Annotated in this window: 21 protein-coding genes, 1 rRNA gene and 1 pseudogene; 17 read left to right on the forward strand and 6 right to left on the reverse strand. The window is 30.0% G+C overall.

Annotated elements, in window-relative coordinates; all coding sequences use genetic code 11:
- Window positions 1-106 precede the first annotated feature (106 nt).
- Window positions 107-256 (forward strand): hypothetical protein, encoded by a 150-nt coding sequence (locus EBB51_RS13655; protein WP_190285340.1) that lies wholly within the window; start codon window positions 107-109, stop codon window positions 254-256.
- Window positions 257-312: 56 nt separating this feature from the next.
- On the opposite strand, the gene EBB51_RS06290 is transcribed toward EBB51_RS13655, so the two are convergent.
- Both EBB51_RS06290 and EBB51_RS06295 read right to left on the reverse strand, forming a co-directional pair.
- Window positions 313-774, reverse strand: coding sequence for a YbaK/EbsC family protein (locus EBB51_RS06290; protein ID WP_123053683.1), 462 nt, complete (start codon window positions 772-774; stop codon window positions 313-315).
- A gap of 99 nt (window positions 775-873) precedes the next feature.
- A complete protein-coding gene (locus tag EBB51_RS06295; RefSeq protein ID WP_123053684.1) occupies window positions 874-2,139 on the reverse strand; it encodes a D-alanyl-D-alanine carboxypeptidase family protein in 1,266 nt (421 codons plus the stop codon).
- Between the two features lie 221 nt (window positions 2,140-2,360).
- Here EBB51_RS06295 and EBB51_RS06300 point away from each other — a divergent pair, with 221 nt between their 5' ends.
- The gene (locus tag EBB51_RS06300; protein WP_123053685.1) at window positions 2,361-2,969 is read left to right on the forward strand and encodes a CoA pyrophosphatase; all 609 of its coding nucleotides are present in this window, start codon (window positions 2,361-2,363) and stop codon (window positions 2,967-2,969) included.
- A gap of 91 nt (window positions 2,970-3,060) precedes the next feature.
- Here EBB51_RS06300 and EBB51_RS06305 read toward each other — a convergent pair whose 3' ends face one another.
- Window positions 3,061-4,539 carry a nicotinate phosphoribosyltransferase gene (locus EBB51_RS06305; RefSeq protein ID WP_123053686.1) on the reverse strand — a complete coding sequence of 493 codons (1,479 nt, stop codon included), beginning with the start codon at window positions 4,537-4,539 and terminating at the stop codon, window positions 3,061-3,063.
- A gap of 267 nt (window positions 4,540-4,806) precedes the next feature.
- On the opposite strand from EBB51_RS06305, the gene EBB51_RS06310 reads away from it, so the two are divergent.
- The 3 genes from EBB51_RS06310 to EBB51_RS06320 all read left to right on the forward strand — a co-directional run bounded on the left by EBB51_RS06310 (window position 4,807) and on the right by EBB51_RS06320 (window position 9,973).
- Window positions 4,807-6,978 carry an ATP-dependent helicase gene (locus EBB51_RS06310; RefSeq protein WP_347560952.1) on the forward strand — a complete coding sequence of 724 codons (2,172 nt, stop codon included), beginning with the start codon at window positions 4,807-4,809 and terminating at the stop codon, window positions 6,976-6,978.
- Window positions 6,979-7,432: 454 nt separating this feature from the next.
- Window positions 7,433-8,518 carry an alpha/beta hydrolase gene (locus tag EBB51_RS06315; protein WP_123053688.1) on the forward strand — a complete coding sequence of 362 codons (1,086 nt, stop codon included), beginning with the start codon at window positions 7,433-7,435 and terminating at the stop codon, window positions 8,516-8,518.
- A 90-nt stretch (window positions 8,519-8,608) separates the two neighbouring features.
- Window positions 8,609-9,973, forward strand: coding sequence for a sugar porter family MFS transporter (locus EBB51_RS06320; protein ID WP_123053689.1), 1,365 nt, complete (start codon window positions 8,609-8,611; stop codon window positions 9,971-9,973).
- 65 nt (window positions 9,974-10,038) lie between these two features.
- Here the strand turns inward: EBB51_RS06320 and EBB51_RS06325 are convergent, their stop codons facing one another.
- Window positions 10,039-10,893 (reverse strand): helix-turn-helix domain-containing protein, encoded by an 855-nt coding sequence (locus tag EBB51_RS06325; RefSeq protein WP_123053690.1) that lies wholly within the window; start codon window positions 10,891-10,893, stop codon window positions 10,039-10,041.
- A 105-nt stretch (window positions 10,894-10,998) separates the two neighbouring features.
- Window positions 10,999-11,226: a hypothetical protein gene (locus EBB51_RS13555; RefSeq protein WP_150131721.1), complete on the reverse strand. Its 228-nt coding sequence runs from the start codon at window positions 11,224-11,226 to the stop codon at window positions 10,999-11,001.
- A gap of 705 nt (window positions 11,227-11,931) precedes the next feature.
- Here EBB51_RS13555 and EBB51_RS06330 point away from each other — a divergent pair.
- The 5 genes and pseudogenes from EBB51_RS06330 to tnpB all read left to right on the forward strand — a co-directional run bounded on the left by EBB51_RS06330 (window position 11,932) and on the right by tnpB (window position 15,717).
- Window positions 11,932-12,207 (forward strand): CarD family transcriptional regulator, encoded by a 276-nt coding sequence (locus tag EBB51_RS06330; protein ID WP_123053691.1) that lies wholly within the window; start codon window positions 11,932-11,934, stop codon window positions 12,205-12,207.
- 112 nt (window positions 12,208-12,319) lie between these two features.
- Window positions 12,320-13,489 carry a helicase-related protein gene (locus EBB51_RS06335; RefSeq protein ID WP_123053692.1) on the forward strand — a complete coding sequence of 390 codons (1,170 nt, stop codon included), beginning with the start codon at window positions 12,320-12,322 and terminating at the stop codon, window positions 13,487-13,489.
- A gap of 47 nt (window positions 13,490-13,536) precedes the next feature.
- Complete coding sequence (locus EBB51_RS06340) at window positions 13,537-14,181, forward strand: tetratricopeptide repeat protein (RefSeq protein ID WP_123053693.1); 645 nt, start codon at window positions 13,537-13,539, stop codon at window positions 14,179-14,181.
- A 42-nt stretch (window positions 14,182-14,223) separates the two neighbouring features.
- A complete protein-coding gene (gene tnpA, locus EBB51_RS06345; protein WP_123053694.1) occupies window positions 14,224-14,622 on the forward strand; it encodes an IS200/IS605 family transposase in 399 nt (132 codons plus the stop codon).
- 9 nt (window positions 14,623-14,631) lie between these two features.
- Window positions 14,632-15,717, forward strand: a pseudogene (tnpB, locus tag EBB51_RS06350) (IS200/IS605 family element RNA-guided endonuclease TnpB).
- 110 nt (window positions 15,718-15,827) lie between these two features.
- Here tnpB and EBB51_RS06355 read toward each other — a convergent pair.
- On the reverse strand, window positions 15,828-16,592 hold the full coding sequence (locus EBB51_RS06355; protein ID WP_123053695.1) for a DeoR/GlpR family DNA-binding transcription regulator: 765 nt from the start codon (window positions 16,590-16,592) through the stop codon (window positions 15,828-15,830).
- Between the two features lie 162 nt (window positions 16,593-16,754).
- Between EBB51_RS06355 and EBB51_RS06360 the strand changes: the two genes are divergently transcribed.
- The 7 genes from EBB51_RS06360 (at window position 16,755) to EBB51_RS06390 (ending at window position 23,571) form a co-directional block, all read left to right on the forward strand.
- On the forward strand, window positions 16,755-17,540 hold the full coding sequence (locus EBB51_RS06360) for an HAD family hydrolase (RefSeq protein ID WP_123053696.1): 786 nt from the start codon (window positions 16,755-16,757) through the stop codon (window positions 17,538-17,540).
- Window positions 17,541-17,839: 299 nt separating this feature from the next.
- Window positions 17,840-18,256, forward strand: coding sequence for an MFS transporter (locus tag EBB51_RS06365; RefSeq protein ID WP_243103923.1), 417 nt, complete (start codon window positions 17,840-17,842; stop codon window positions 18,254-18,256).
- A gap of 666 nt (window positions 18,257-18,922) precedes the next feature.
- Window positions 18,923-19,264, forward strand: coding sequence for a MarR family transcriptional regulator (locus EBB51_RS06370; RefSeq protein WP_243103924.1), 342 nt, complete (start codon window positions 18,923-18,925; stop codon window positions 19,262-19,264).
- Between the two features lie 190 nt (window positions 19,265-19,454).
- Window positions 19,455-20,000, forward strand: a complete 546-nt coding sequence (locus EBB51_RS06375; RefSeq protein ID WP_123053698.1) for a class I SAM-dependent methyltransferase — start codon at window positions 19,455-19,457, stop codon at window positions 19,998-20,000.
- Window positions 20,001-20,050: 50 nt separating this feature from the next.
- Window positions 20,051-20,836 carry an SDR family oxidoreductase gene (locus tag EBB51_RS06380; protein WP_190285341.1) on the forward strand — a complete coding sequence of 262 codons (786 nt, stop codon included), beginning with the start codon at window positions 20,051-20,053 and terminating at the stop codon, window positions 20,834-20,836.
- A 363-nt stretch (window positions 20,837-21,199) separates the two neighbouring features.
- Window positions 21,200-21,646, forward strand: coding sequence for a hypothetical protein (locus tag EBB51_RS06385; RefSeq protein ID WP_123053700.1), 447 nt, complete (start codon window positions 21,200-21,202; stop codon window positions 21,644-21,646).
- Between the two features lie 412 nt (window positions 21,647-22,058).
- Window positions 22,059-23,571: ribosomal RNA gene (locus EBB51_RS06390) — 16S ribosomal RNA — on the forward strand.
- Window positions 23,572-23,892: the final 321 nt, after the last annotated feature.

Genomic DNA, 23,892 nt, shown 5'->3' on the forward strand with positions numbered 1-23,892 from the left:
GCAATAGATAAATAAGCAATTTTAATAAACCAATGAATGTAAACTGAATCACATAAAAAAAGGATGTAAAATGAATAAAACTTGTGATAATAAGGAGGAATAAAAGATGAGCCATCATAGAAAATGTTGTTGTCGTCGTCAGCGCAGGTGCTGCTGTGATAGTAGTTTGCTTGATCTTTGCGGATGCGGAGGCAGCAGCATATGGATATTGATTTTATTGTTTTGTTTTTGCGGCAGTGGAAGGTTCTGCAGATAAGTTAGAATTTATTTTTGGGGAAACATTTAATTATGTTTCCCTATAATTGAAAATTATCATTTTTTACATACATCAATCCATATACCAGAAGTTACTTTTGATAATTCTTCTGGGGTAATTTTTACAGTGGAGTTAGGTGAACCAGCAGCAGGATAGACGTACTCAAATTTTTTTAGTGATTCATCGAGATAAATATTCATTTGAGTTTTTAATCCGAATGGACAAACCCCTCCTACTGGATGCCCAGTAAATTCAATTACTTCATCAGGACTTAGCATTTTTGCTTTTGTGTGAAAATAATCTTTAAACTTCCTATTATCAACTCTTGCATCGCCTTCTGATAATATAAGTATATTTTTATCTTTTAATTTAAATGCCATTGTTTTTGCTATTAAAGCAGGCTCAACTCCAAGAGCATTAGCAGCAAGTTCCACGGTAGCAGTGCTTTGACCCATTTCTATTATTTCAAATGATAAATTGTTATCTTTGAAATACTGTTTTACACTTTCTAAACTCATAAAATCACTCCTTTGTATATTTGTAAAATAATCATTAAAGTTAAGTATAAATAAATACCCACCTTTTTACAAGGCAGGTATTGTATAAAATATAAATTTTTAAAGTTTGCTTTTGCGTTTAAATGATACAAAGAACTTTACTAATATACATATAAGTAATATCAAAACTGCAGCAAATGCAATATACTCAGGAATGTATTTTTTAATTAAATCACTTTTATTTATTGATGAATATAATTTGTAACTTTTAGTTGAATTTCTTTGCTTTATCGTAATAGTTCCAATAGGAGTTTTCCCTGTTAAACTTGAAAAGTTTATATTTGATAAATTGAAACTTGTACTTAATTCATCCTTATTTATTTCATTATCATAATATGTAATATCATCTTTTACATATAAAGGTACAGATATCTTGCTGTGAAATGGTATTATACCAAGTGGTTTGTAGTCTGCAGTTTTAGTTTCTATAGTAGAATTTTTACCATAGAGTACAGCAGGTTTTACACTGTAACTTAAGTCTATTATTTTTTCCATGTCGTTAAATACGAAAGTATCATTTGGATCATATACAGAATTCATAACTATTCCAAGCATCTTTCTTCCGCCTCTATCATAAAAAGCAACAAGACATCTACCAGCCTGTGAAGTATAACCTGTTTTTCCACCAATACATCCATTTTTACCGAGAAGTTTATTTGTATTTTTTACAGTGAAGGTTGTACCTTTTGAAGATTTAAAAGTACTCTCTTGTTTACCTATAGTTTCTCTTATCCATGGATTTTGAAAAGCCTCATTAGCTATAACACTTAATTCATAAGTTGTTGTATAATGGTCTGGGTTGTGAAGTCCGTTAGGTGTTACAAAATGAGTATTTTTTAAATTAAGACTTTTGGCTTTTTCATTCATCTTATTTATGAAATCCGGCTCACCTTTTTCAATGTTGTCTGCAATCATATAAGCCATATCATTTCCAGAAAATAAAAGCATACCGTCCATTACATCCTCAGCAGATATAGTTTCTCCTGCATCTATGGGATGTATATTTACATTTAATGAGGATTCAGGCTGCTTTTTAGCACCTTCAGTATATTTTAGTACATCATTTTTATTTTTATTTTCTGTTAAGAGAATAGCAGTAAGTAATTTTGTTGTACTAGCAGGGTAAAGACGCTTGTCTATATCTTTTGCATATATTATTTCGCCTGTTTGCATGTCGATTGTTAGAGCTGATTTACCATATATTGAAACTTGCGGCGAGTCTGTAGAGTTTGATGAAGCATGTACACTAGATGAAACACATACATTAAAGGCTAAAGATAATGTAATAATAAATGTTAGGATTAAAAATAATTTACTCTTTTTCAAATTAAATCTCTCCATTTGCTCATTTTATTTATACATACTAAACTTTTATATTTAGGTTAATAACACGGATTAGTATAGCACTTATTATTTTAATTTACAAATATTTAATTCTGTAAGTTTGTTGCATTAAATTTGAATACAATCTATTTTGAATAATAGAAAAAAATATGTAATAATAATTATATACTTTTGGGAATATGTTGTATGTTTGGAGGGTTTATATGATAGATAAAATACAGAGTATATTTAAGGATAGAAAAGGTCATATTGCAGGTGAATATAAAAAATATGCAGTTATTATATTACTGCTTGAAAAAGAAGGTAAAGCTAATATTTTGCTTGAAGTTAGATCACTTAAATTAAAAACCCAACCTGGTGATATATGCCTGCCGGGAGGAATGGTTGAAAAGGGTGAGACTCCTAAGGAAGCTTCAATTAGGGAAGCTGTAGAAGAACTTAATTTAAATTATAATGACATTGAGTTTATAGGAGATATGGATTATATAGTGACTCCATATGGTTTTATAATGTATCCATTTGTAGCTAGATTAAAAAATAAAATATTTAACTACAGCAAAGATGAAGTAGATCATATATTCACTGTTCCAGTTGAATTTTTAATTAAAAATAAACCCATGCTTCATAAATTAACACTTGTACCACATTTAAAAGATGATTTTCCATATGAACTCATAAATAATGGAGAAAATTATAAATTTAGGCGGGGTAAAGTTCCTGAATATTTTTATGTATATGAGGATTATGTAATATGGGGGTTTACTGCATTAATTTTAAAGAATTTTATAGATGAAATTGTATCCACTAATTAACACATGATAATTACGACATTACAAGTTATACATAAAAATAATGTACCTAGGTTGATTTACACAAATCTAGGTACATTATTTTTATGTATTATTATTCATAACTGCTTGAATACTTATGAAGTAATTCCTGCTTTAAGTTCCAAAGTTCAGGAGATAAATCTATATAATAGTGATGAGGATTTTCAAATCTTAATACTTCTGGCCACATTTTTTCAGTTTCTTGCTTTACAAATGCCCTAATGTCCATTACATCAGGACTTTCATAAATCAATTTACCTTTGTCAAATATTTGTACCATCAATTCTTTAGCATAAAAATCCTTGATTCTTTTTCTCTTCCATGTAAAAACAGGATCAAATAACTCAAGTGGTTTACTTTCATCTATTTTTTCATCGCTTAAAGTAATTAAATCAGCAATAGCTTTATTTTCTTTTTTATCAAATATTCTATAGATTTTTTTAAAACCCGGGTTTGTTATTTTTTCTTCATTTTCGCTTATTTTTATTTTAGGAATTATATTATTATTGTCATCTTCAACAGCAGCTAATTTATAGACTCCTCCAAATACAGGTTCTGATTTTGCTGTTATAAGTCTTTCGCCAACACCAAATGAATCTATTTGGGCACCTTGACTTAGCACATCTCTTATAATAAATTCATCAAGTGAATTTGATATTACTATTTTTACTTCTGGCAAACCAGCATCATCTAATACTTGTCTGCACTTTTTAGTGAGATAAGTTATATCACCACTATCTATTCTTATTCCCTTAGGCTTATATCCATTTGGAATGAGTACATCTTTAAATATTTTGATTGCGTTTGGCAATCCTGATTTTAAAACATTGTAGGTATCAACTAAGAGTACACAGTTGTCTGGGTATACTTTTGCCCATTTTTCAAAAGCTTCATATTCACTAGGAAATAATTGTATCCAGCTGTGAGCCATGGTACCTGTAGCTGGTATACCAAACATTTCTTCGGAAATGGTACATGCAGTTGAAGTACATCCTCCTATTACAGCAGCTCTTGCACCGTATATAGCTCCATCATATCCGTGAGCTCTTCTAGAACCAAATTCCATTATAGGACGTCCATTAGCAGCTCTGCAAATTCTATTTGCTTTGGTTGCTATTAAAGTTTGATGATTTACAGTTAGTAAAATCATAGTTTCTACTAGTTGAGCTTGGATAGCTGGTCCCCTTACGGTAATTAAAGGTTCATTTGGAAATACAGGGTTACCCTCTGGTATTGCCCAAACATCACAACAAAATTCAAAATTTTTCAAGTAATCTAAAAACTTTTCTGAAAATATGTCCTTATGTTTTAAATATTCAATATCATTTTTGGAAAACTTTAAATTGGATAGGTATTCAATAACTTGCTGTACGCCGGCCATTATACAATAACCACCATTATCAGGAACTCTTCTGAAAAACATATCAAAATAGGATATCTTATTTTCTACATCACTTTCCAAATATCCATTACCCATGGTGAATTCGTAAAAATCAACCAGCATGGTAAGGTTTCTACCATTCCTTATGTCAAAGTTTTTTATGTACTCCATAATTAAATCTCCTTGTTTGTTTTAAAAATATTTTATTGTATATACACATTGTAATACTTTACTAAGATTAATACAATAGACCAATTGCTTGACTTTATTTTTCACTTCACTTAACATTATAGCGAAGAAAGATATATACATAAAGATATATGCTTTTGATGCAGTTTGAATTTAGAATATTAATTAAAAGAAAAGACTATTTTATCTTATAAATGGTTAGTATATAAAAAAACTAGAATTTAGGTGAATATGGTGATTGAGGAAAAATTGCAAAAAGATTTTTGCTATTTAAGAGACAAAATAATTGAAAAACGATATGAGCATCTTGATCAAATGCAAAGAAAGGCTGTTCTAAATACCTATAATAATTGTGCTGTTGTTGCATGCCCTGGAGCAGGAAAGACAACTGTTATTATTAACAGAATAGACTATCTATGCACTTTTGGTCCTGTATACAATACTCACTATGTCCCTGAATTTTTAAAACAAGATGATTTGAAAATTATGAGGAAATATTTAAGTGATTGTACTAGTCAAAATACAGCAGCTGAAAGAATAAGGTTATCTCATTTAATGACTTACTTAAATGTAAATTCAGATAATATAGTTGTCATAACATTTACTAGGGCAGCTGCTTTAAATATGAAAGAAAGATATTTAAAGATGGGTCACAGCAAAAAGGCTCCTTTCTTTGGAACATTCCACGGTCTTTTTTATAAAATAGTAAATAGGCATGTGGAAAAGGTCAATATAATAAAATCATCTACAACGTATAAATTGATAAATGGTGTTCTCTTATCATTTTTAGATTCCATAGGAGAAGAAAAGGTAAAGGAAGTTATAAATGATATATCTATTTTAAAAAATTCTGAAGTAGATATACAAGATTTTGATTCCAAAATTGATAAAGACATATTCATAGAGTGTTTTAATGCTTATGAAAATTATAAAATTGAAAATAAGTTAATGGATTTTGACGATTTACAGATAAAAGCTAAAAATCTATTTTTACATAATAGCAAAATTTTAAATGGTTATAGAAGGCTATTTAAATATATTCTTGTGGATGAATTTCAAGATTGTGATTCAATACAAATAGATTTACTTACCATTCTTGGAGCCAAAAGTTCAATATTTGCTGTAGGCGATGAAGATCAATGTATATATGGATTTAGAGGTGCTAGACCTGACTGCATGGTTGATTTCGACAAGTATTTTAATGATGGACAAAAAGTGTTTCTTGAAAAAAATTATAGAAGTAATAAAAACATAGTAGATTTGTCTAAATGTTTAATAGAAAATAATATTAATAGAAATAAAAAGCCTATTGAAGCAAACAAGAATACAATAGGAAAGATAAATTTTTCTTACTTATATAATGAAAAAAGTCAAAGTGACAGTATATGTGAAAAGTTAGAAAAGTTAGTTAGAGATAATTCATATATATATGAAGACTTTGCAATTTTGTATAGGACAAATATTGAAAGTAGATCTTTAATAGATAGTTTGATGAAAAAAGACATTCCTTTTAGAATATTGGATAAAGAGTATAATTTTTTTGACCATTTCATATGTAAGGATTTAATAGCTTATTTAAAGCTTTCACTTGACAATACTGATAGAGAAAGTTTTATAAGAATTATAAATAGACCATTTAGATATGTAAGTAAAGTAAACATAGAAAGACTTAGAAGAAATAGAATTAAGGATAATTGTTTTGACATTTTAAAAGAACAGGATGATATTCCAATATTTCAAATAAAAAATCTCGAAAAACTTGAAAAGAAAATAAAAAAATTAAACAAGATGTTTTTAAATGATGCGGTAAGCTTTATTTTAAAAGATCTTGGCTACAATGATTATATTATAAAGTACAGTAACAGGCTCAAGATAGATGTAAGTGAGTTAAATAGTATAGTAGATATGTTTAGAGATGCAATTTCAGATTTTAATGCTATCACAACTTTTCTTGTGCATGTTGAAGAAGTTAAAAATACACTTAAAAATAAAGCACATGAACAAAATGGAGTTATATTGAGTACAATACACGGGGTCAAGGGAATGGAGTTTAAAAATGTGTTCATAGTAAATTGTAATGAAGGGTTTATTCCACATGCTAATAATACAAACTTAGAAGAAGAGAGAAGATTGTTTTACGTTGGTATAACAAGAGCCATAGATAATTTAAGTTTGTATTCAACTCAAATTGTAAGGGGAAAAACCCAGGAAATATCGAGATTTATAAATGAATGTAATCTTAAACCAGACCCCAAACTCAAGTGCGAAAGAGGAGCCAAAGTAGTTCACAAAATATTTGGAAGCGGAATTGTAATGAATATTGAAGACAAGTATTTAACTATACTATTTGATGATGGTTCTAAGAGAACATTTGATGCAGTTGCACTTAAAAATAGCGAACTTTTGAAAACTGTAAGTTGAATATAAGCTAGAAGTTCCAAGATTATTTCCTTTAACTCTTGGTTTTAAGCTAGAGGTATCATATATAAGCATAGAATTAAGGTTTTTCATATTCAAAAATATTAAGTTGTTTAATTTTATTAAGACAAAACATGTTTGTTTTCCACACTATGATTTATTATTTTGTGGGGTTACAATTATTATCTCATGGTGGAGGAAAATATAAAAGCCTAACGGCTAAAAAGTTAGGCGAATCAACGCTTGCGGAATTCCGCAAGCGACTAATAATGGATAGTAGGTAAAGGAGAATGTGGATATCCACATTCTTTCTTCTTTTTTTGCTATTTATGAATGATGCTTTAAGTTATGTTAGAAATCGACTCTGCTTTAGTCAAAAAATAACGATACCAGAAAATCAAATTTATTTATAATAAATGTAGACAGTTTCAATTTTACTATAGGAGGGAAACATAATATGAAAAGTAATGAATATTCAAAGCTAGTAGAAATACTACAAAATAAAACTAGGATAGAAAAAGCTAACGGGATAAATATAACTGTGAAATGTATACCAGACTTAGAGGAAGAAGGGGTAATGGATCCAAGGGTATATAAAATACTAACAGAACCTGTAGTTAATAATAAAAAAGAAAAAAATAACTTTGTTTTTAATGGCTATCCAGTAGGAGAACTAAGACAAAGTATGGGGTGGGATAATAAAGATATAACAACTAGAGAGATTACTACAGAATATAAAACCATAAAAGGCCAAAATGGAGATATACCAATAAGAATATATTCTCCAGCAAAAAGCGAGGAAAAGGTGCCCTGTCTCATATTTTTCCATGGCGGCGGATTTTTTGGTGGTACAGTAGATGTAGTAGAAAACCCGTGTAAAGCCATTGCAGATAAGGCAAATGCTAAAGTAATATCAGTAGATTATAGGTTAGCACCAGAAAATCCATTTCCAAAAGGATTTACCGACTGTTTTGATGCTGTTAAATATGCCTATAACAATTCAGCAGAACTAAATATATATAAAGAAAAAATATGTGTTGCAGGAGATAGTGCTGGAGGTAATCTTGCAGCTGTATGTTCCTTAAAAGACAGAAATGAAAAAACAAATATGATAAAATATCAAGCCCTAATTTATCCTTTAGTTATTCTTGCAGATAAAAAAGGTGAAGAATATGATTGGGATATTTCACAATATAACATAAAAAATAATGACGAAGTGATAAAAGAGAAAGTAATTGAATTAAGAGATAATAGTCTTGTAGAAAATTTATATGTTCAAGGTGGAAATGCAGAAGATATTTATATTTCACCATTATTTGAACAGGATTTTAGCAATCTGCCAAAAACATTAGTAATAAATGCAGAATATGATTATTTAAGAGTACAAGGGGAAGTTTATGTTAAGAAACTAATAGATGCAAGGGTAGATGCAAGGAACATAAGATATAATGGCATGGACCACGCTTTTATAGATAAATGTGGTATATATCCTCAGGCAGAAGATTGCTTTAATGAAATAGTTAAGGATATTAGAAATTTATAAAGTTATAAAAAATAGGTCTAACCTTTACCAAATTAATTTCTTTTAAATTTTGTAAAGGATTGAGTTCTATAAAAATTAGGGAGGGTAATTATGAATAAAATTAATAGTGAAAAGGGATCTATTGTCTTCATTGTATTTATTTCAATAGCTGCAGCTTTTGGTGGTTTACTTTACGGATATGATTCAGCCCTTATTTCAGGTGCAATTGATTCAATTCAAGCTAGATTTCAATTTGGCAGTGCAATGGTTGGATTTGTCGTTTCAAGTATATTAATTGGTGGAGCTATTGGAGTGCTGCTTTCTGGATCTTTTAGTGATTATATAGGTCGTAAAAAAGTATTGATAATTTCAGCAATATTATTTGCAGTATCTTCAATTTTTCAAGCTACTGCACCTAGTGTTACAATTATTGTTCTAGCTCGTTTAGTAGGTGGACTAGGTATAGGAATGGCTTCAGTATTATCCGTTACTTATATTTCTGAAATTGCTCCTTCACACATAAGAGGACGTTTGAGTTCAATTTATCAATTTGCTTGTGGTATTGGTATTATAACTGTTTACTTTGTCAATGCTGGTATAATGAATGGTGTTGATCCAGCATGGAAAATTAGTACTGGATGGCGTTTAATTTTAGGTTTAGGTGGTGTTCCTGCTTTATTATATCTTTTGGTTTTACTTCCTATACCTGAAAGTCCAAGATGGTTAATAGGTAAAGGTAAAAATGAAGAAGCGCAGAGCATTTTAAAAAAAATTTCTGGAACTGTGGAGGCAAATAAGGAAGTAGATATTATTAAGAATTCCATTAAAGCTAATGAAAAAAATTCATGGGACGATTTTAAATCTCCAAAAGTAAAAAAAGCACTTAAAGTAGGTATTATATTAGCTGTACTCCAACAACTTGTTGGCATCAATGTAATCATTTACTATGCTCCACAAGTATTTAAAGCAGCAGGTGCAGGTGGGGATTTGGGAACGGTTACTATTCTTTCTATAGGAATTTCAGGTACCTTAGGAGTAATATGTTCTATGTGGCTAGTTGATAAGCTTGGGCGAAAAAAACTTTTAATGGGTGGCTGTATAGGTATGGCCTGCATGCAAGGACTTGTAGGTGCTTCACTGAATTTCAATTGGAATGCTCCAATATTAACAAGTAGTTTTATCATATTATATTTGTTTATGTTTAATGTTTCTATGGGGCCTGTAGTATGGGTTATCCTTGGAGAAATATTTCCTAATAAGGTACGTGGAAGAGCTATGGCTATTTCAACCTTCTTCATGTGGGTAGCAAACTGGTTAATTTCTCAGTTGTTCCCAATGATTTTAGCTAACTTTGGCGGATCAGCAGCATTTGCTATCTTCGGAATTATGTGTATTGTTTCCTTCTTCTATGCTTGGATGAAGGTTCCAGAGACAAAAGATAAATCTTTAGAAGAAATAGAGCAAATTTGGGCATAAACTGTTTCTAAATAGATAAAATGCAATCTAAAAGTAATGTCATCAATTTATAATAATTGATGACATTATTTTTTAAAATGTTTCTTCCTGTATTTATCTGGAGTATCTTCATAAACTGACTTAAATACTCTAGTAAAGGATTTTTCATTAGGAAACCCGTTTTCAAGAGCAATATAGGTAATTGAGCAGTCTGTATTTAGTAAATCACGATGTGCACTCATTAGTCGAATACTGTCAATATATTTGTGTATAGTCATACCCATATGTTTTTTAAAATATCTACATAGATATTCTGGAGAATATCCACACATACTAGCTATGTTAGTAACGGATAATGGTTTTTTATAATGATTTTTTATATAATCACACAGAGCGGATATTTTTTCTAAGTTATCATTATTATTAATAAGCTGAGATTTACTTTTATCTTCTATAAAATTTTTTAATAAAAAATAAATTAGTTCATAAGATAAAGCAGTTAATTTTATATTCCAAAGGTATTCTCTTTTATTATAAACTTCAGTTATTTGATTTAAGACAGTTCTTAATTTATCAAATTGAACTTTCTTTTTCTCATTAACATTAGAAAAAGACATGCAATTAAAAATTTTGGTTTCTAGTTCTGGATATAAATTTTTTATAAATTCATAAGGTATTAGTAGTGAAACTGCTACAGATGTGTCACCATCTGCAACTAATATAGAGTGAATAGTATTTGAATTTATGAGAAAAATATCATTTTTTTTTGCAGCATGTTTAATTCCATCAATATAAACCATATTAATTTTTCCTAAAATTAAATAAGTTAATTCAACATCGGGATGCCAATGTTTCATAACAAAAAAAGTACTTGCTTTGTGCATAATAATTTTTATAGGTATTTGATCTTCATTCTCGACTATTTCATGTATGTAATCCATTGAACCACTCTCCACATAAATAAAGAATTAGGAATAGTTTATTATATTACTTTATACTAAAATAAATATTACTATATTTTCATACCTGTGTAAATAAGGTTTGTGTCAAGTTCTAGTGGGCAATTTATTTTTTCGATTTTCTTTTCCCTGTATATTTAGCCATATTCCATACTGTTCTTGAAATAAAACCTTAACTTCTCTTGATCCATTCAATTGTCCTTTTTTATTCAGCAGTATTTTTCTTTCTTCTTTTTCCTCTATTTTAGAACCTAACTTTCGCCTACTAAAATTATACTCTAAGCTTATATTTCTATAGGTTCTTTTTTTATACAAAAAATTAGAGGAAATTATACGAGTAAAAATAATAAAGACGTTTTAAAAGTGTTAATTATAATATAGAAGTTATTAAAAGAATAAAGGAGAATCAACATTTTACAATAATTGAAAAAGAAAAGATGTTAAATGCTTATGCATGAATTAACCAAGGATAAGGATGGTAATTGGCAGTTTATATATTTTACAAATCAGGAACCAGTTGATCAAGATGAAAAAGGCCTTAGAGATAATTAAAGGTAGGAAAAAGTAGAGTATTCAAGTAATTGGAAGGAAGTTTATATAAAGTGTAAAAGTAGAGAATTAAAAGGCAATGAAGCTATGAAACAGTTGGGACTTAGAAGAAATATGTTTTATAAGTTAGTCAAAAAGTATGAGAATGTAAGAGAATAATACTTTCTTTTTTTTATGCCTATATAGCAGTATGGGTCATCTTACAACTTTTAGCAGTTAAATTTATTGAAAACAGCTCCAGTACATTAACTTACATATTAGGGCAAAAAATAATGATGCTTTATGTTATGAAATTTGATATCCTTTATGATGTTCATGGATTAATTTCATATAATGTGATCATTTGGAGGAACCTGGTTACATGTTATAGAATATTAATAATATAAATTTAATTAGTTCAATAAGAAAGAAGAATATGTTTTATCAAGATTTGGACAAAAAGAATATTAATAATAGGAAGAAACGATAAAAATGAAAATAGAAAATTTAAAATTAGGAGATTATTATATACACACAAAATTTGGTGTATGTAAATATACTGGAACAGATACAATTAAAGAAAAATTATATTATCTTTTTTTATTTAAAAGTAAACAGAAAAGATATTTAATTAAAGAACAGGTAAATTCATGTATTTATTTTTACATGGATAAAGAAGAAGGTGATGAGAAAGGGATAAAATTAGATTCATTATGGAGTAATAAATCTTGGAAAAGAAAAAAAAGAGAAGAGCTTAAAAGAAATTAAGGAAACAGCCGATAAGTTAGTTAACCTATCTGTAAAAAGGAAATCTCTAAAAGGATGTAAATATAATACTAATATTATATTAGAAGAATTTTCAATATTATTACCTTTTGAAATGAGTGAAGGTCAAGTATCTGCTATAGCAGATATAAATAATGATCTTAGTAACGGAAAGGTAATGAATCGTCTTGTTTATGGGGGATGTGGTGCTGGAAAAACTGCTGTATTACAATATTGCTTGTTTCTTGCATATAAAAATTATTTTCAATCTATGCTTATGTGCCCATCTACTATACTGGCAGAGCAACATTATAATGATGTAAAAGAATTATTTAAAGATTATAATATTAATATTGAATTATTAATAAGTAAAACAACACCTAAAAATAAGCAAAGAATATATAAGGGTGCAGCAGATGGCAGTATAGACATTTTTATAGGAACAACCTCATTATGCAAAAAGATTGAATATAAGAATTTAGGAATTCTTCTTATAGATGAACCTCAGAAATTCGGAGTGAAAGCAAAAACGTATATAAAAGGGTTTCAGTCCAACGTTAATACTTTACAAACAACAGGCACTCCAATGCCGCGTGATTTTCTTGAAATAGAAGCAGGTGTAATGAATTTATCAAAAATAATGACTTATCCTAAAGGTAAAAAACCTATAATTACAAATATGATTGATGATACAGACAATAATATTAAATCTATTATTCAGTTTGAATTAAAAAGAAATGGACAAATATATTTTATTTATAATGATACATTAAAACAATATGAAATGAGAGAGAGATTATTAAAAATAATGCCAGAATTAAAGATATGTATAATAAATGGCAAAATGAATAAAAAGGAGAGTTCCCAAGTTATAGAAGATTTCTCTAATAAAAAATATGATCTCATGATTGCTACATCGATTATTGAAACTGGTGTAAATATAGACATTAATATGATATTGATATATAAACCCAATGTATGGGGTATGACATCATTGCATCAGGTCAGAAATAGGGTGGGGAGATTTAGTAAACAAGGGTATTGTTTTTTAGTAGAACCTAAAAGGTCAGATTTAAGTCCTACGGCAGTTAAAAGGTTACAAACAATATGCAAATATAATCAGCTGGGACAGGATATATTGATAGCAGAACAAGATCGTAAAAATAGAGGAAGTGGAGAAATTTTTGGAACGAGACAATCAGGCAGAATCCCGAATATAGGATATACAATGTATAAAGAGTTATTATCTAAAGAAATACAGGAGCAAAAGGATGAATTAGATTGATTCAAAAATTAATCTTAATAATAAGTTAAATAGAATGGTGGGTTAACATGGGGAAAATTAAACTGTTTTTAAAGAAACGTAAGTTTCCAATTCTTATATTAGTAATAGTAGTGTTAGTGAGTGTAGTATTTGGTACATATAAATATAACAAAGTGCAAGCATATAATAATTTAATAACTACAGCAAATAAATATATGGATCAAAATAATTATGATAAAGCTGAAACTTTATTTGAGCAATCATTGAAATATAAAGAAGATTCTTCAGTTGAGAAAAATATAAAATTAGCTGCAACATTAAAGAAGTTTAAAGAAATTTATGATGATGGAATGAAATTAGCAAGTGATAAAAAATATTTGGAAGCCATAAAAAAATTTAAAACGATAGATAAGAGCGGTTTGAAGTGGTATTCTAATGCTCAAAAAGAAATTAATGAGTGTAAGAAAAAATATATAGCACAAAACATGCAGCTGGCACATGATGCATTAAAAAATAATAAGTATGATGATGCAAATAAATATTTAGATGATATATTAAAGATTGATAGTAATAATGAAGATGCTAAAAATTTAAAGGTTTCAATTGACGAAGCTATGAATCAAAAACAAGAAAATTTTAACCTACTATGCGGAATTCTCCCATCATCCATAGGTGGGAGATGGATAGCACTTGCCGATAGGCAACAAATATAATAAACTATATTCAGTTGCATATACTGAAAGGTAGTGTTACCAATGGAATTTGACAGTAATAATCATTCAGTATTCTTGCTGAACTATCATCTAGTATTAGTTATAAAGTATAGACGAAAAGTCATAGATAATAAAATATCAGATAGGCTAAAGGAAATATTTGAGTATATATGTCCTAAATATAATATTATTTTAGAAGAATGGAATCATGATTTAGACCATATATATTTACTTTTTAGAGGTTCTCCAAATACTGATATATCAAAATTCATTAATGCGTATAAAAGTGCAAGTAGTAGATTGATAAAAAAGGAATTTCCACAAATAAGAAAGCAGCTATGGAAGGAATATTTTTGGTCAAGAAGCTATTGCCTTATAACAACTGGAGGTGTTCCAATAGATATAGTTAGAAAGTATATTGAAAATCAAGGAATGAAATGAGGTGAGGATATGTTAAAGGCTTATAAATATAGAATTTATCCTAATGAAGAACAAAAAATATATTTAGCTAAAACATTTGGATGTACTAGATTTATCTATAATAAGATGTTGGCAGATAGGATTAAATCTTATAATGAAAATAAAGACCTAGATATTAAGCAAATTAAGTATCCTACACCAGCACACTATAAAAAAGAATTTGAATGGCTTAAAGAAGTTGATAGTTTAGCACTTGCTAATGCACAAATGAATCTTAATAAAGCATATAAAAACTTTTTTAGAGATAAATCAATTGGATTTCCTAAGTTCAAGAAGAAAAATAATACTAACAGTTATACAACTAATAATCAAAATGGAGCTGTATCTTTAGAAAATGGATATATAAAAGTTCCTAAACTAAAATCAATGATTAAGGTAAAGCAACATAGGCAATTCAAATGATTAATTAAAAGTTGTACCATATCTCAAGTGCCTAGTGGAAAGTATTATATATCAATTTTAGTAGATACCGAAAACTTTCAACTTCCTAAAATAGATAAAAAAATAGGGGTAGATGTGGGACTTAAAGAATTCGCAATATGTTCTGATGGATACAGAAAACCTAATCCAAAACACCTTAGGAAATCAGAAAAAAGGTTTATTAAACTTCAAAAGGACTTATCAAGAAAGCAAAAAGGAAGTAACAATAGAAAAAAAGCAAGGCTAAAAGTAGCTAAATTGCATGAAAGAATAGCAAATCAAAGGGCAAATTTCTTACATAAGTTATCAATAAAATTAATTAGAGAAAACCAATCTATAGTTATTGAGGACTTAAAAGTTAAGAATATGCAACAGAATCACAAACTAGCAAAAGTTATAAGTGAAGCTAGTTGGTCAAAATTCAGAAGAATGTTAGAATACAAGGCTGAATGGTATGGTAGGGAAATAATAATAGCACCTAGTAATTATGCTAGTTCTCAACTATGTTCAGAATGTGGGTATAAGAATATAGAGGTAAAAAACCTAGCACTTAGAGAATGGACATGTCCGAAGCGTGGTACACACCATGATAGAGATATAAATGCTAGTAAGAATTTGCTGAAGTTAGCTATATAACTTTAGTAATACACTGAGGTTGGTTCAACCTTTAGAGCGTGGGTAAACTTGCTACAGTAGTAGTATTGACCACGAAGCCCCCCACTTCAACGAAGTAAGTGGGGTGTAGTTCACATTAAATTTATATCATATTGTTCAAGTAAAGTCATTATAGCATTATTTGGTTTGGTTTCTGTAATAATGCTGTGGAAATCAGATATATTTGAAAAATTAAAGATCCCATCTAGGTTGAATCTTTCATTTGTTGCTATTAGATATAATTCCTTGGATATACTCATAATTGCTTTTTTAGTACCTGCATCCTCAGATATACTAGAGCTAATAGTTCCATTTGCGAGATTTATTCCACTGCATCCTATAAAAGCTTTATTGCAACTATAAAGTTTAATTTGTTCGATAGAATGAGAACCTATATTTCCACCTACAAAGGTATTGTAATCTCCACCTATAAAAATAACATTCATTTTTAAATCTAAATGAAGCAATGATGATATTTCAACCATATTTGTTATTAAATTAATATTTCTATTGTTTTTTATGAGTAGTTTTGTAAGAAAGTAGGAAATACTTGATGCATCTAAAAAGATTGTATCATTATCTTTAATTAACTTATATGCCTTTTTAGCAATTAATTTCTTTAAATCTGTATTTTTTTCAACTCTTTTAAATAAAGTTTCAGCATTTACTATAGTGCGCTTTATGTTAATTGCACCACCGTAAGTACGTTGTAATAAGTTCTTTTTTTCTAAAACTTGAAGATCTTTTCGAATCATACTTTCACTTACTTGAAATTGTGTACTTAAATCTTTTACTAATACTCTTCCATCTCTTTCTAATAAATCTAAGATATGTTTGTGCCTTTCTTCAATAAACATAGTTTCCTCCAACTTATTCTCATTTACTTTTATTTTAGCAAGTATACTATTAAAATGCAACTAATTTAATTGACAAGTGATAATAACTGGGATAAAATGATATTGAATGATAACTAATTATATTAAGTCATAATAAGTTGGTGGGGGAGGAATAAGAAAATTATGAAAAAAGCAGTATTTTTTGATATTGACGGAACTTTAATGGATTGTTTAAATGGAATAACTGATATCACTCCTAGAGTAAAAAAAGCTATACGTGCACTGCAAGCAGAAGGAAATTATGTTTTTATTGCAACGGGCAGACCATATGCTTTTTTAAATGACGCTATTCGTAATTTTGGATTTGATGGTTTTGTACTTACCAATGGTGCATATGTACAAGTTAAAGAAAAGTGTATATATAAAAAATCTATTAAGGAAGATTATATAAAAAAGTTGGTATGTAATTTTGAACAACTTAACATTCAGTATATATTGCAAGGTGAAACATATTCATATATTAAAGATGAATATAAAAAGTTACATTCAGTCTATGATTCTTATGGTATACAAAGGAGATATTTACAAGGCAATTATAATATTGATGATATAGACATATATAAAATTGAAATGTTGTGTAATGACAAAAAAGGAATAGATTATTGTTTATCCTTAGGAAACGATGATTTTAATTATGTTTATAATATGGAAACAGGTTCTTTTGAATTATACTCAAAAACAAATACAAAAGCTTCGGGAATATTAAAAGTATTGGATTTCTTAAACATTCCTTTAGAAAATAGTTATGCTTTTGGTGATGGTAAAAATGACATAGAAATGCTATCAACAGTAGGCTGCGGAATAGCTATGGGAAATGCAGAGGATTGTGTCAAAAGTTATGCTAAAAAAGTTACAGATACAGTACAAAATGATGGAGTAGCTTTAGAAATAGAAGAATTCATTTTATAATTTGAATTAATTAATTCATAGTAATATATATGGTATTAAAGAAAATCTAAATGATTTGTATAATAATTGAAAATATCACAGAAATGTGATATTTTTATATTATTATGTGTTTAAAATAGGATTATTATCATAATGTTGGATAAGTAACAAAATAAATAATAGAGTTAAAGTGGAGAGGGGATATGTGTGTATGTTAATGTTGAAAAACATAAAAAAGTTTTTGGTATGGAAAGAAATATCTTTTTTACTGGCATAACTAGCTTTTTAACTGATACAACTACAAAATGATATATTCTGTTATGCCATTATTTCTAATGTCTATAGGTGCATCAAAGACAGGGGTATCACTTATTGAAGGAATTGCAGAGAGTACAGCATCAATTCTCAAAGCTTTATCAGGCTGGTGGAGTGATAAAATTGGTAAAAATAAACCGTTCATGATTATAGGATATGGATTTACAGCTATTTTATCTCCGCTATTTTCAATAGCAACTTCACCTTTGCAAGTCCTAATTATTAGATTTAGTGAAAGGGTTGGGAAAGGGATAAGAACTGCCCCAAAAGATAGTCTTGTAGCAGGTTCATCAAGTGATAGTGAAAAAGGAAAAAATTTTGGATTTCACAAGGCTATGGACAATAGTGGAGCAATATTAGGACCTCTACTTGCTTTTGCAATTTTATCAGCGTTTCCCGGTGATTATAGTAAAGTATTATAGCTTGCGAGGTAGGACATCCTATAACTGCTGGAGAACTTATAGCAATTGGGCAAGAATATAGCGACAATCAATGCAAGAGCACAAATGGTGGAAATCCCTACCCATACGACTTCTTTGATGACACATACGAAACATTTCTGACTTCTCTATAAATGAGCATTGAATTTAATAACCCAATTACAAAAGTATCAATGTAATGATTGGTACTTTTAACTACTGTATCATCATGGTCCAAAATTAAACATTTGTATTTCAATTTAATTCGTTCTAATAGACTAAATCAGTTTAAAATACTATTATAATGCTAATATATTATTTATAACGCTCTTATTATATAATTTTAACCAATACAGATAAAGGAATTTTATTATAGCAAATCAGTAAAGGAATCATACTTATCACTATTACTTGTAAAATTCAACCACTATAATTTTAATAAATGGCATAGAATTTATATGTTAACAAATGTGTTATTTCTAAGACATAAATTATTGTATTGACAAAGGCGTTTAGGTACTATACACTAATAACATGATGAACTTAAATTTTGATAATAAATTAAAAATTAGCTACACACTTTTGAGGTTGGTTACAAAGCTTTCCGAGCTTGATAAACAAACTAGTTATTACGGAACGGATAAGCAGCTTTTTGAGGCGGAAATCCACATGATTAAAGCTATAAAAGAAAATGAAGGCATTCATGTTACTGGTCTTGCAGAAAAATTGGGAGTGACGAAAGGAGCAGTTTCCCAAATAATTATGAAACTTCAGAAAAAAAGCATGATCATCAAGGAAATTGACCCGCATAACTCGTCAAGACTGATACTACGACTAACACCTAAAGGAGAAACTGCGCATTTACACCACGAAAAAATCCATCAGGAGTTTGATGATCTTGTTAACAATATTTTAAAAGATAGCTCTGATGCAGAAAAAGCATTCTTAAAAAAATTTTTAATCTCTCTTGAAGAAAAAGTTGATATTCTTTATGAAAGAAAAAAAGATTAAAAATACAAATGATATATTCTATATATTGCTGAAAAGCAATATTTTTTAACTAAGGTGTATAGCATCTAAACAGTTTTAAACTTTCTTTTAATTCGGTTAGTGGTAATATTTACGTCGAGTGTATAGGACCCATACACTTTATAAATATTTAATTGATATAAATTTAACTTTATACAAGGAGGATATATAAATGAATTTAACATCTATTCGAGCATCTATGCTTAATTATAGAGCGAAAAAAGGCAGTAGTGATGTAATTAAAAGTCTTGAAATAAAAAAAGGAGATATAATTGGTGACATTGGTTCTGGTGGTGGATTTTTTACCTTTAAATTCTCAAAAATCGTAGGAGCAGATGGGAAAGTATTTGCTGTTGACACAAACCAGAAGTTATTAGCGCATATAAAAGAGATAATGAAACGTAATCAAATTCAGAATATAGAAGCAGTACTCAGTAATGAAAACAGCTGTCCATTACCTCATACAAGTTGCAATTTTGTTTTTATAAGGAATGTATTTCATCATATAACAAACCAAGTTAATTATTTTAAGAATATAAAAAACTGCTTAAATACAGGAGGTAGGATTGTAATTATTGAATGGCTTCCCAATGCAACCATCATAGGACATTGTACTGAAGAGATGAAAATAAAAAAAATTATGAAGGATGCAGGTTTTACGCATTTGAAATCCTTTGATTTTTTAAAGAAACAGTCTTTCAATATATTTGAAAAATAAATAATTTAACTACATATGCTGTAATGTTGTTAGAAACGGAGGAAATAATAATGATAATTGAAAAAAATAAAACAGCACTTATAACTGGTGCTACTAGTGGAATAGGTGCTGCCTTTGCAAGAAGATTTGCTAAAGAAGGATATAATTTAATTGTTACTGGTAGACGAAAAGAAAAAATAAATAGTCTAGCTAAGGAACTTAGAGAAGAATTTAATATCAGCGTTGATGTATTTATTGTTGAATTGTCTAGTATGAATAATGTAGAGTTTTTAATTAAAAAAATTAAAAATAGAGATATTAGTGTTTTAGTTAATAATGCTGGCTTTGCAACAAAAGGTAAATTTGCAGATGAAAACTTAAATGTGCAGGAACAAATGATTAATCTTCATATTATTTGTGCAATGAAACTGATACATTCCATTTTACCCAATATGATTAAGAAAAAGAATGGAACGATTATAAATCTATCATCACAAAGCGCATTTCTGGTTATGCCTAAAAATGCAGCATATTCTGGCACAAAAGCATTTCTAAATGCATTTTCTGAGTCAATATATTTAGAGGTTAAAGACAGTGGAGTAAAAGTGCAAGCTTTATGTCCTGGGTTCGTAATAAGTGATTTTCATGAGAAAATGGGAAGTCCAAAGGCTAATCACAAAAATAAAGGAATAATTAGATGGATGACACCAGAAAAAGTTGTGAATATATCATTAGAGAACCTCAAAAAAGGTAAAGTAATATGCAAACCGGGCTTTTTTGAAAATTTAGGTATGAATTTATTAAATTTTCTACCTAAAATAATATACTATAAAATAGCGACTAATTTTTGCAAATAATTTTCTTATTTGCAAAATACAAAAATAAAAGATAATGCAAAGTTTTTTTTATCAGATATAAAAATACTAAAGAGGACAGAGGAGGACAGAGAATGTTGATTTTTTGCTAACGCAAAAGAATCTTTAAATTTATATAAGTTAGCAATGTTTCGCTTTGGCGAAACGAGTTATCAAAAATTCAATTAAAGATTTTCCGTAGTATAGCGGAGAAAAATCCTCCTTCACTGTCCTTTTTCCTCTGTCCTCTATCTTATTAAAAGTATTGCATATCAATATTTTTGAATTATGAATTGCATATAAAGGATTTTCAACTAATATTGTAGAATGTAAATATTATAATACAATATTAAGGAGATGTTTTTTATGGAGAAAAGTGAACAAGATTATAAAATCGAATTAAATGGTTTACAACAGGAGATAGAAAACATTAATAATGATAAAAATGTAATGATATTAAAAACAAATGGTTTAAAAAAAGAATACAATACTGCTAATTTGAAAAATAAGAAACTAGAGTATTATTATACAAAAATAGAATACCTAAAATTAAAATTAAAAAATATTAAATACGATAAAGCAAAATTAGATATGATTAATTTAATAAAGAAGGAATGGCAAAAAATTTTAAATATATTAGAGGAAAATATAAAAATAGCAGCGGAAGAGAAAAATTTTAAAACTACCATTAAAAAACCTAATGGAACATTTGATTATAAATACATTGCAGATTCCAAAGCTGTGGATGAGGCTGATTTGATATATAGAAAAGAAAAACAAAAATATATTAAATGGATAAAAGAGCTTGAATAAAGCTCTTTTCTAATCTTTTTAAATAAACTATGTCTGGTGTGTCAGTATATGAATTGGTTTAGAAAGCTAAGTAAATTAAAGAATAATGTACGTAGTTTTGAATAACAGTAATGTTGATAGATTTATATGATAATGAAAGGTGATAGAATAACACATGTCGCTTGAGTGAACGAGCGGCAATCAAGAAAAGAACTTTTAATACAGAATTTAAAAAGTTCTTGACAGTTTCAAATATACATGATAGTATATAGAAGCCGCTTAAATGAAGTGGCGATGAACCTTGAAAATCAAACAGAGAAGAGAATAATAAACCAGCAATTCTTTTGAAAGCTGTGAAAACAGCTTAAAAGTATAAAAGTAAATGAGCTTAAATTGAACTTGAAACTCTGAAAAGAGTTTATATATAAGAAATTAAATTGAGAGTTTGATCCTGGCTCAGGACGAACGCTGGCGGCGTGCCTAACACATGCAAGTCGAGCGAGAGAAATTCCTTTGGGAATGGATCTAGCGGCGGACGGGTGAGTAACACGTGGGCAACCTGCCTCAAAGAGGGGGATAGCCTCCCGAAAGGGAGATTAATACCGCATAAAGTTATTTTATCACATGGTAAAATAACCAAAGGAGAAATCCACTTTGAGATGGGCCCGCGGCGCATTAGCTAGTTGGTAAGGTAACGGCTTACCAAGGCAGCGATGCGTAGCCGACCTGAGAGGGTAATCGGCCACATTGGAACTGAGAGACGGTCCAGACTCCTACGGGAGGCAGCAGTGGGGAATATTGCACAATGGGCGAAAGCCTGATGCAGCAACGCCGCGTGGGTGATGAAGGTTTTCGGATTGTAAAGCCCTGTCTTTTGGGACGATAATGACGGTACCAAAGGAGGAAGCCACGGCTAACTACGTGCCAGCAGCCGCGGTAATACGTAGGTGGCGAGCGTTGTCCGGATTTACTGGGCGTAAAGGGTGCGTAGGCGGATATTTAAGTGGGATGTGAAAACCCCAGGCTCAACCTGGGGACTGCATTTCAAACTGGATATCTAGAGTGCAGGAGAGGAAAGCGGAATTCCTAGTGTAGCGGTGAAATGCGTAGAGATTAGGAAGAACACCAGTGGCGAAGGCGGCTTTCTGGACTGTAACTGACGCTGAGGCACGAAAGCGTGGGTAGCAAACAGGATTAGATACCCTGGTAGTCCACGCCGTAAACGATGAGTACTAGGTGTAGGAGGTATCGACCCCTTCTGTGCCGCAGTAAACGCAGTAAGTACTCCGCCTGGGAAGTACGATCGCAAGATTAAAACTCAAAGGAATTGACGGGGGCCCGCACAAGCAGCGGAGCATGTGGTTTAATTCGAAGCAACGCGAAGAACCTTACCTAGACTTGACATCCCCTGAATTACCTGTAATTAGGGAAGCCCTTCGGGGCAGGGAGACAGGTGGTGCATGGTTGTCGTCAGCTCGTGTCGTGAGATGTTAGGTTAAGTCCTGCAACGAGCGCAACCCTTATCATTAGTTGCTACCATTAAGTTGAGCACTCTAGTGAGACTGCCCGGGTTAACCGGGAGGAAGGTGGGGATGACGTCAAATCATCATGCCCCTTATGTCTAGGGCTACACACGTGCTACAATGGTGAATACAGAGAGATGCAAACCCGCGAGGGTGAGCCAAACTTCAAAATTCACCTCAGTTCGGATTGCAGGCTGAAACCCGCCTGCATGAAGCTGGAGTTGCTAGTAATCGCGAATCAGAATGCCGCGGTGAATGCGTTCCCGGGCCTTGTACACACCGCCCGTCACACCATGAGAGTTGGCAACACCCGAAGTCCGTGGGGCAACCGTAAGGGGCCAGCGGCCGAAGGTGGGGTTAATAATTGGGGTGAAGTCGTAACAAGGTAGCCGTAGGAGAACCTGCGGCTGGATCACCTCCTTTCTAAGGAGTCGTAAGATAGTTAATTCTATCTTAAAAGACTGGTTTTATTATACTCTGTTTGATTTTGAGGGGTTAAAAACTTAAATAGTTTTTAACGCATAATTTAGCTAAACGAAGTTTAGAGTTAAAATTATGCCGGGCCGAAAGGCTAAACCTAAATAGTTTTTAACAGATAATGAATTAATTATCTGTCATCACTCTCAAAAATTGTTCTTTGAAAATTGCACAGAGAAAATAAGTTAAAAGTAAAGCATATTCATGTATATTTATTCCAAAAAGAATATTTATACTGAATAAAGATTAATATAATTAATCGTACTT

Origin of the sequence: Clostridium sp. JN-1, from assembly GCF_003718715.1 — a bacterium.
In the GTDB taxonomy this organism is placed as follows: Bacteria; Bacillota; Clostridia; order Clostridiales; family Clostridiaceae; genus Clostridium_AV.

Excerpts from the sequence above, each read along its gene's own strand:
- EBB51_RS06325 (WP_123053690.1), bottom strand. The coding sequence starts at position 10,893 with ATGGATTACATACATGAAATAGTCGAGAATGAAGATCAAATACCTATA.
- EBB51_RS06370 (WP_243103924.1), top strand. The coding sequence starts at position 18,923 with ATGATTAAAGCTATAAAAGAAAATGAAGGCATTCATGTTACTGGTCTT.
- EBB51_RS06335 (WP_123053692.1), top strand. The coding sequence starts at position 12,320 with ATGAGTGAAGGTCAAGTATCTGCTATAGCAGATATAAATAATGATCTT.
- EBB51_RS06300 (WP_123053685.1), top strand. The coding sequence starts at position 2,361 with ATGATAGATAAAATACAGAGTATATTTAAGGATAGAAAAGGTCATATT.
- EBB51_RS06360 (WP_123053696.1), top strand. The coding sequence starts at position 16,755 with ATGAAAAAAGCAGTATTTTTTGATATTGACGGAACTTTAATGGATTGT.
- EBB51_RS06385 (WP_123053700.1), top strand. The coding sequence starts at position 21,200 with ATGGAGAAAAGTGAACAAGATTATAAAATCGAATTAAATGGTTTACAA.
- EBB51_RS06305 (WP_123053686.1), bottom strand. The coding sequence starts at position 4,539 with ATGGAGTACATAAAAAACTTTGACATAAGGAATGGTAGAAACCTTACC.
- EBB51_RS06365 (WP_243103923.1), top strand. The coding sequence starts at position 17,840 with ATGCCATTATTTCTAATGTCTATAGGTGCATCAAAGACAGGGGTATCA.
- EBB51_RS06315 (WP_123053688.1), top strand. The coding sequence starts at position 7,433 with ATGAAAAGTAATGAATATTCAAAGCTAGTAGAAATACTACAAAATAAA.
- EBB51_RS06355 (WP_123053695.1), bottom strand. The coding sequence starts at position 16,592 with ATGTTTATTGAAGAAAGGCACAAACATATCTTAGATTTATTAGAAAGA.
- EBB51_RS13655 (WP_190285340.1), top strand. The coding sequence starts at position 107 with ATGAGCCATCATAGAAAATGTTGTTGTCGTCGTCAGCGCAGGTGCTGC.
- EBB51_RS06380 (WP_190285341.1), top strand. The coding sequence starts at position 20,051 with ATGATAATTGAAAAAAATAAAACAGCACTTATAACTGGTGCTACTAGT.
- EBB51_RS06340 (WP_123053693.1), top strand. The coding sequence starts at position 13,537 with ATGGGGAAAATTAAACTGTTTTTAAAGAAACGTAAGTTTCCAATTCTT.
- EBB51_RS06375 (WP_123053698.1), top strand. The coding sequence starts at position 19,455 with ATGAATTTAACATCTATTCGAGCATCTATGCTTAATTATAGAGCGAAA.
- tnpA (WP_123053694.1), top strand. The coding sequence starts at position 14,224 with ATGGAATTTGACAGTAATAATCATTCAGTATTCTTGCTGAACTATCAT.
- EBB51_RS06320 (WP_123053689.1), top strand. The coding sequence starts at position 8,609 with ATGAATAAAATTAATAGTGAAAAGGGATCTATTGTCTTCATTGTATTT.
- EBB51_RS06330 (WP_123053691.1), top strand. The coding sequence starts at position 11,932 with ATGAAAATAGAAAATTTAAAATTAGGAGATTATTATATACACACAAAA.
- EBB51_RS06290 (WP_123053683.1), bottom strand. The coding sequence starts at position 774 with ATGAGTTTAGAAAGTGTAAAACAGTATTTCAAAGATAACAATTTATCA.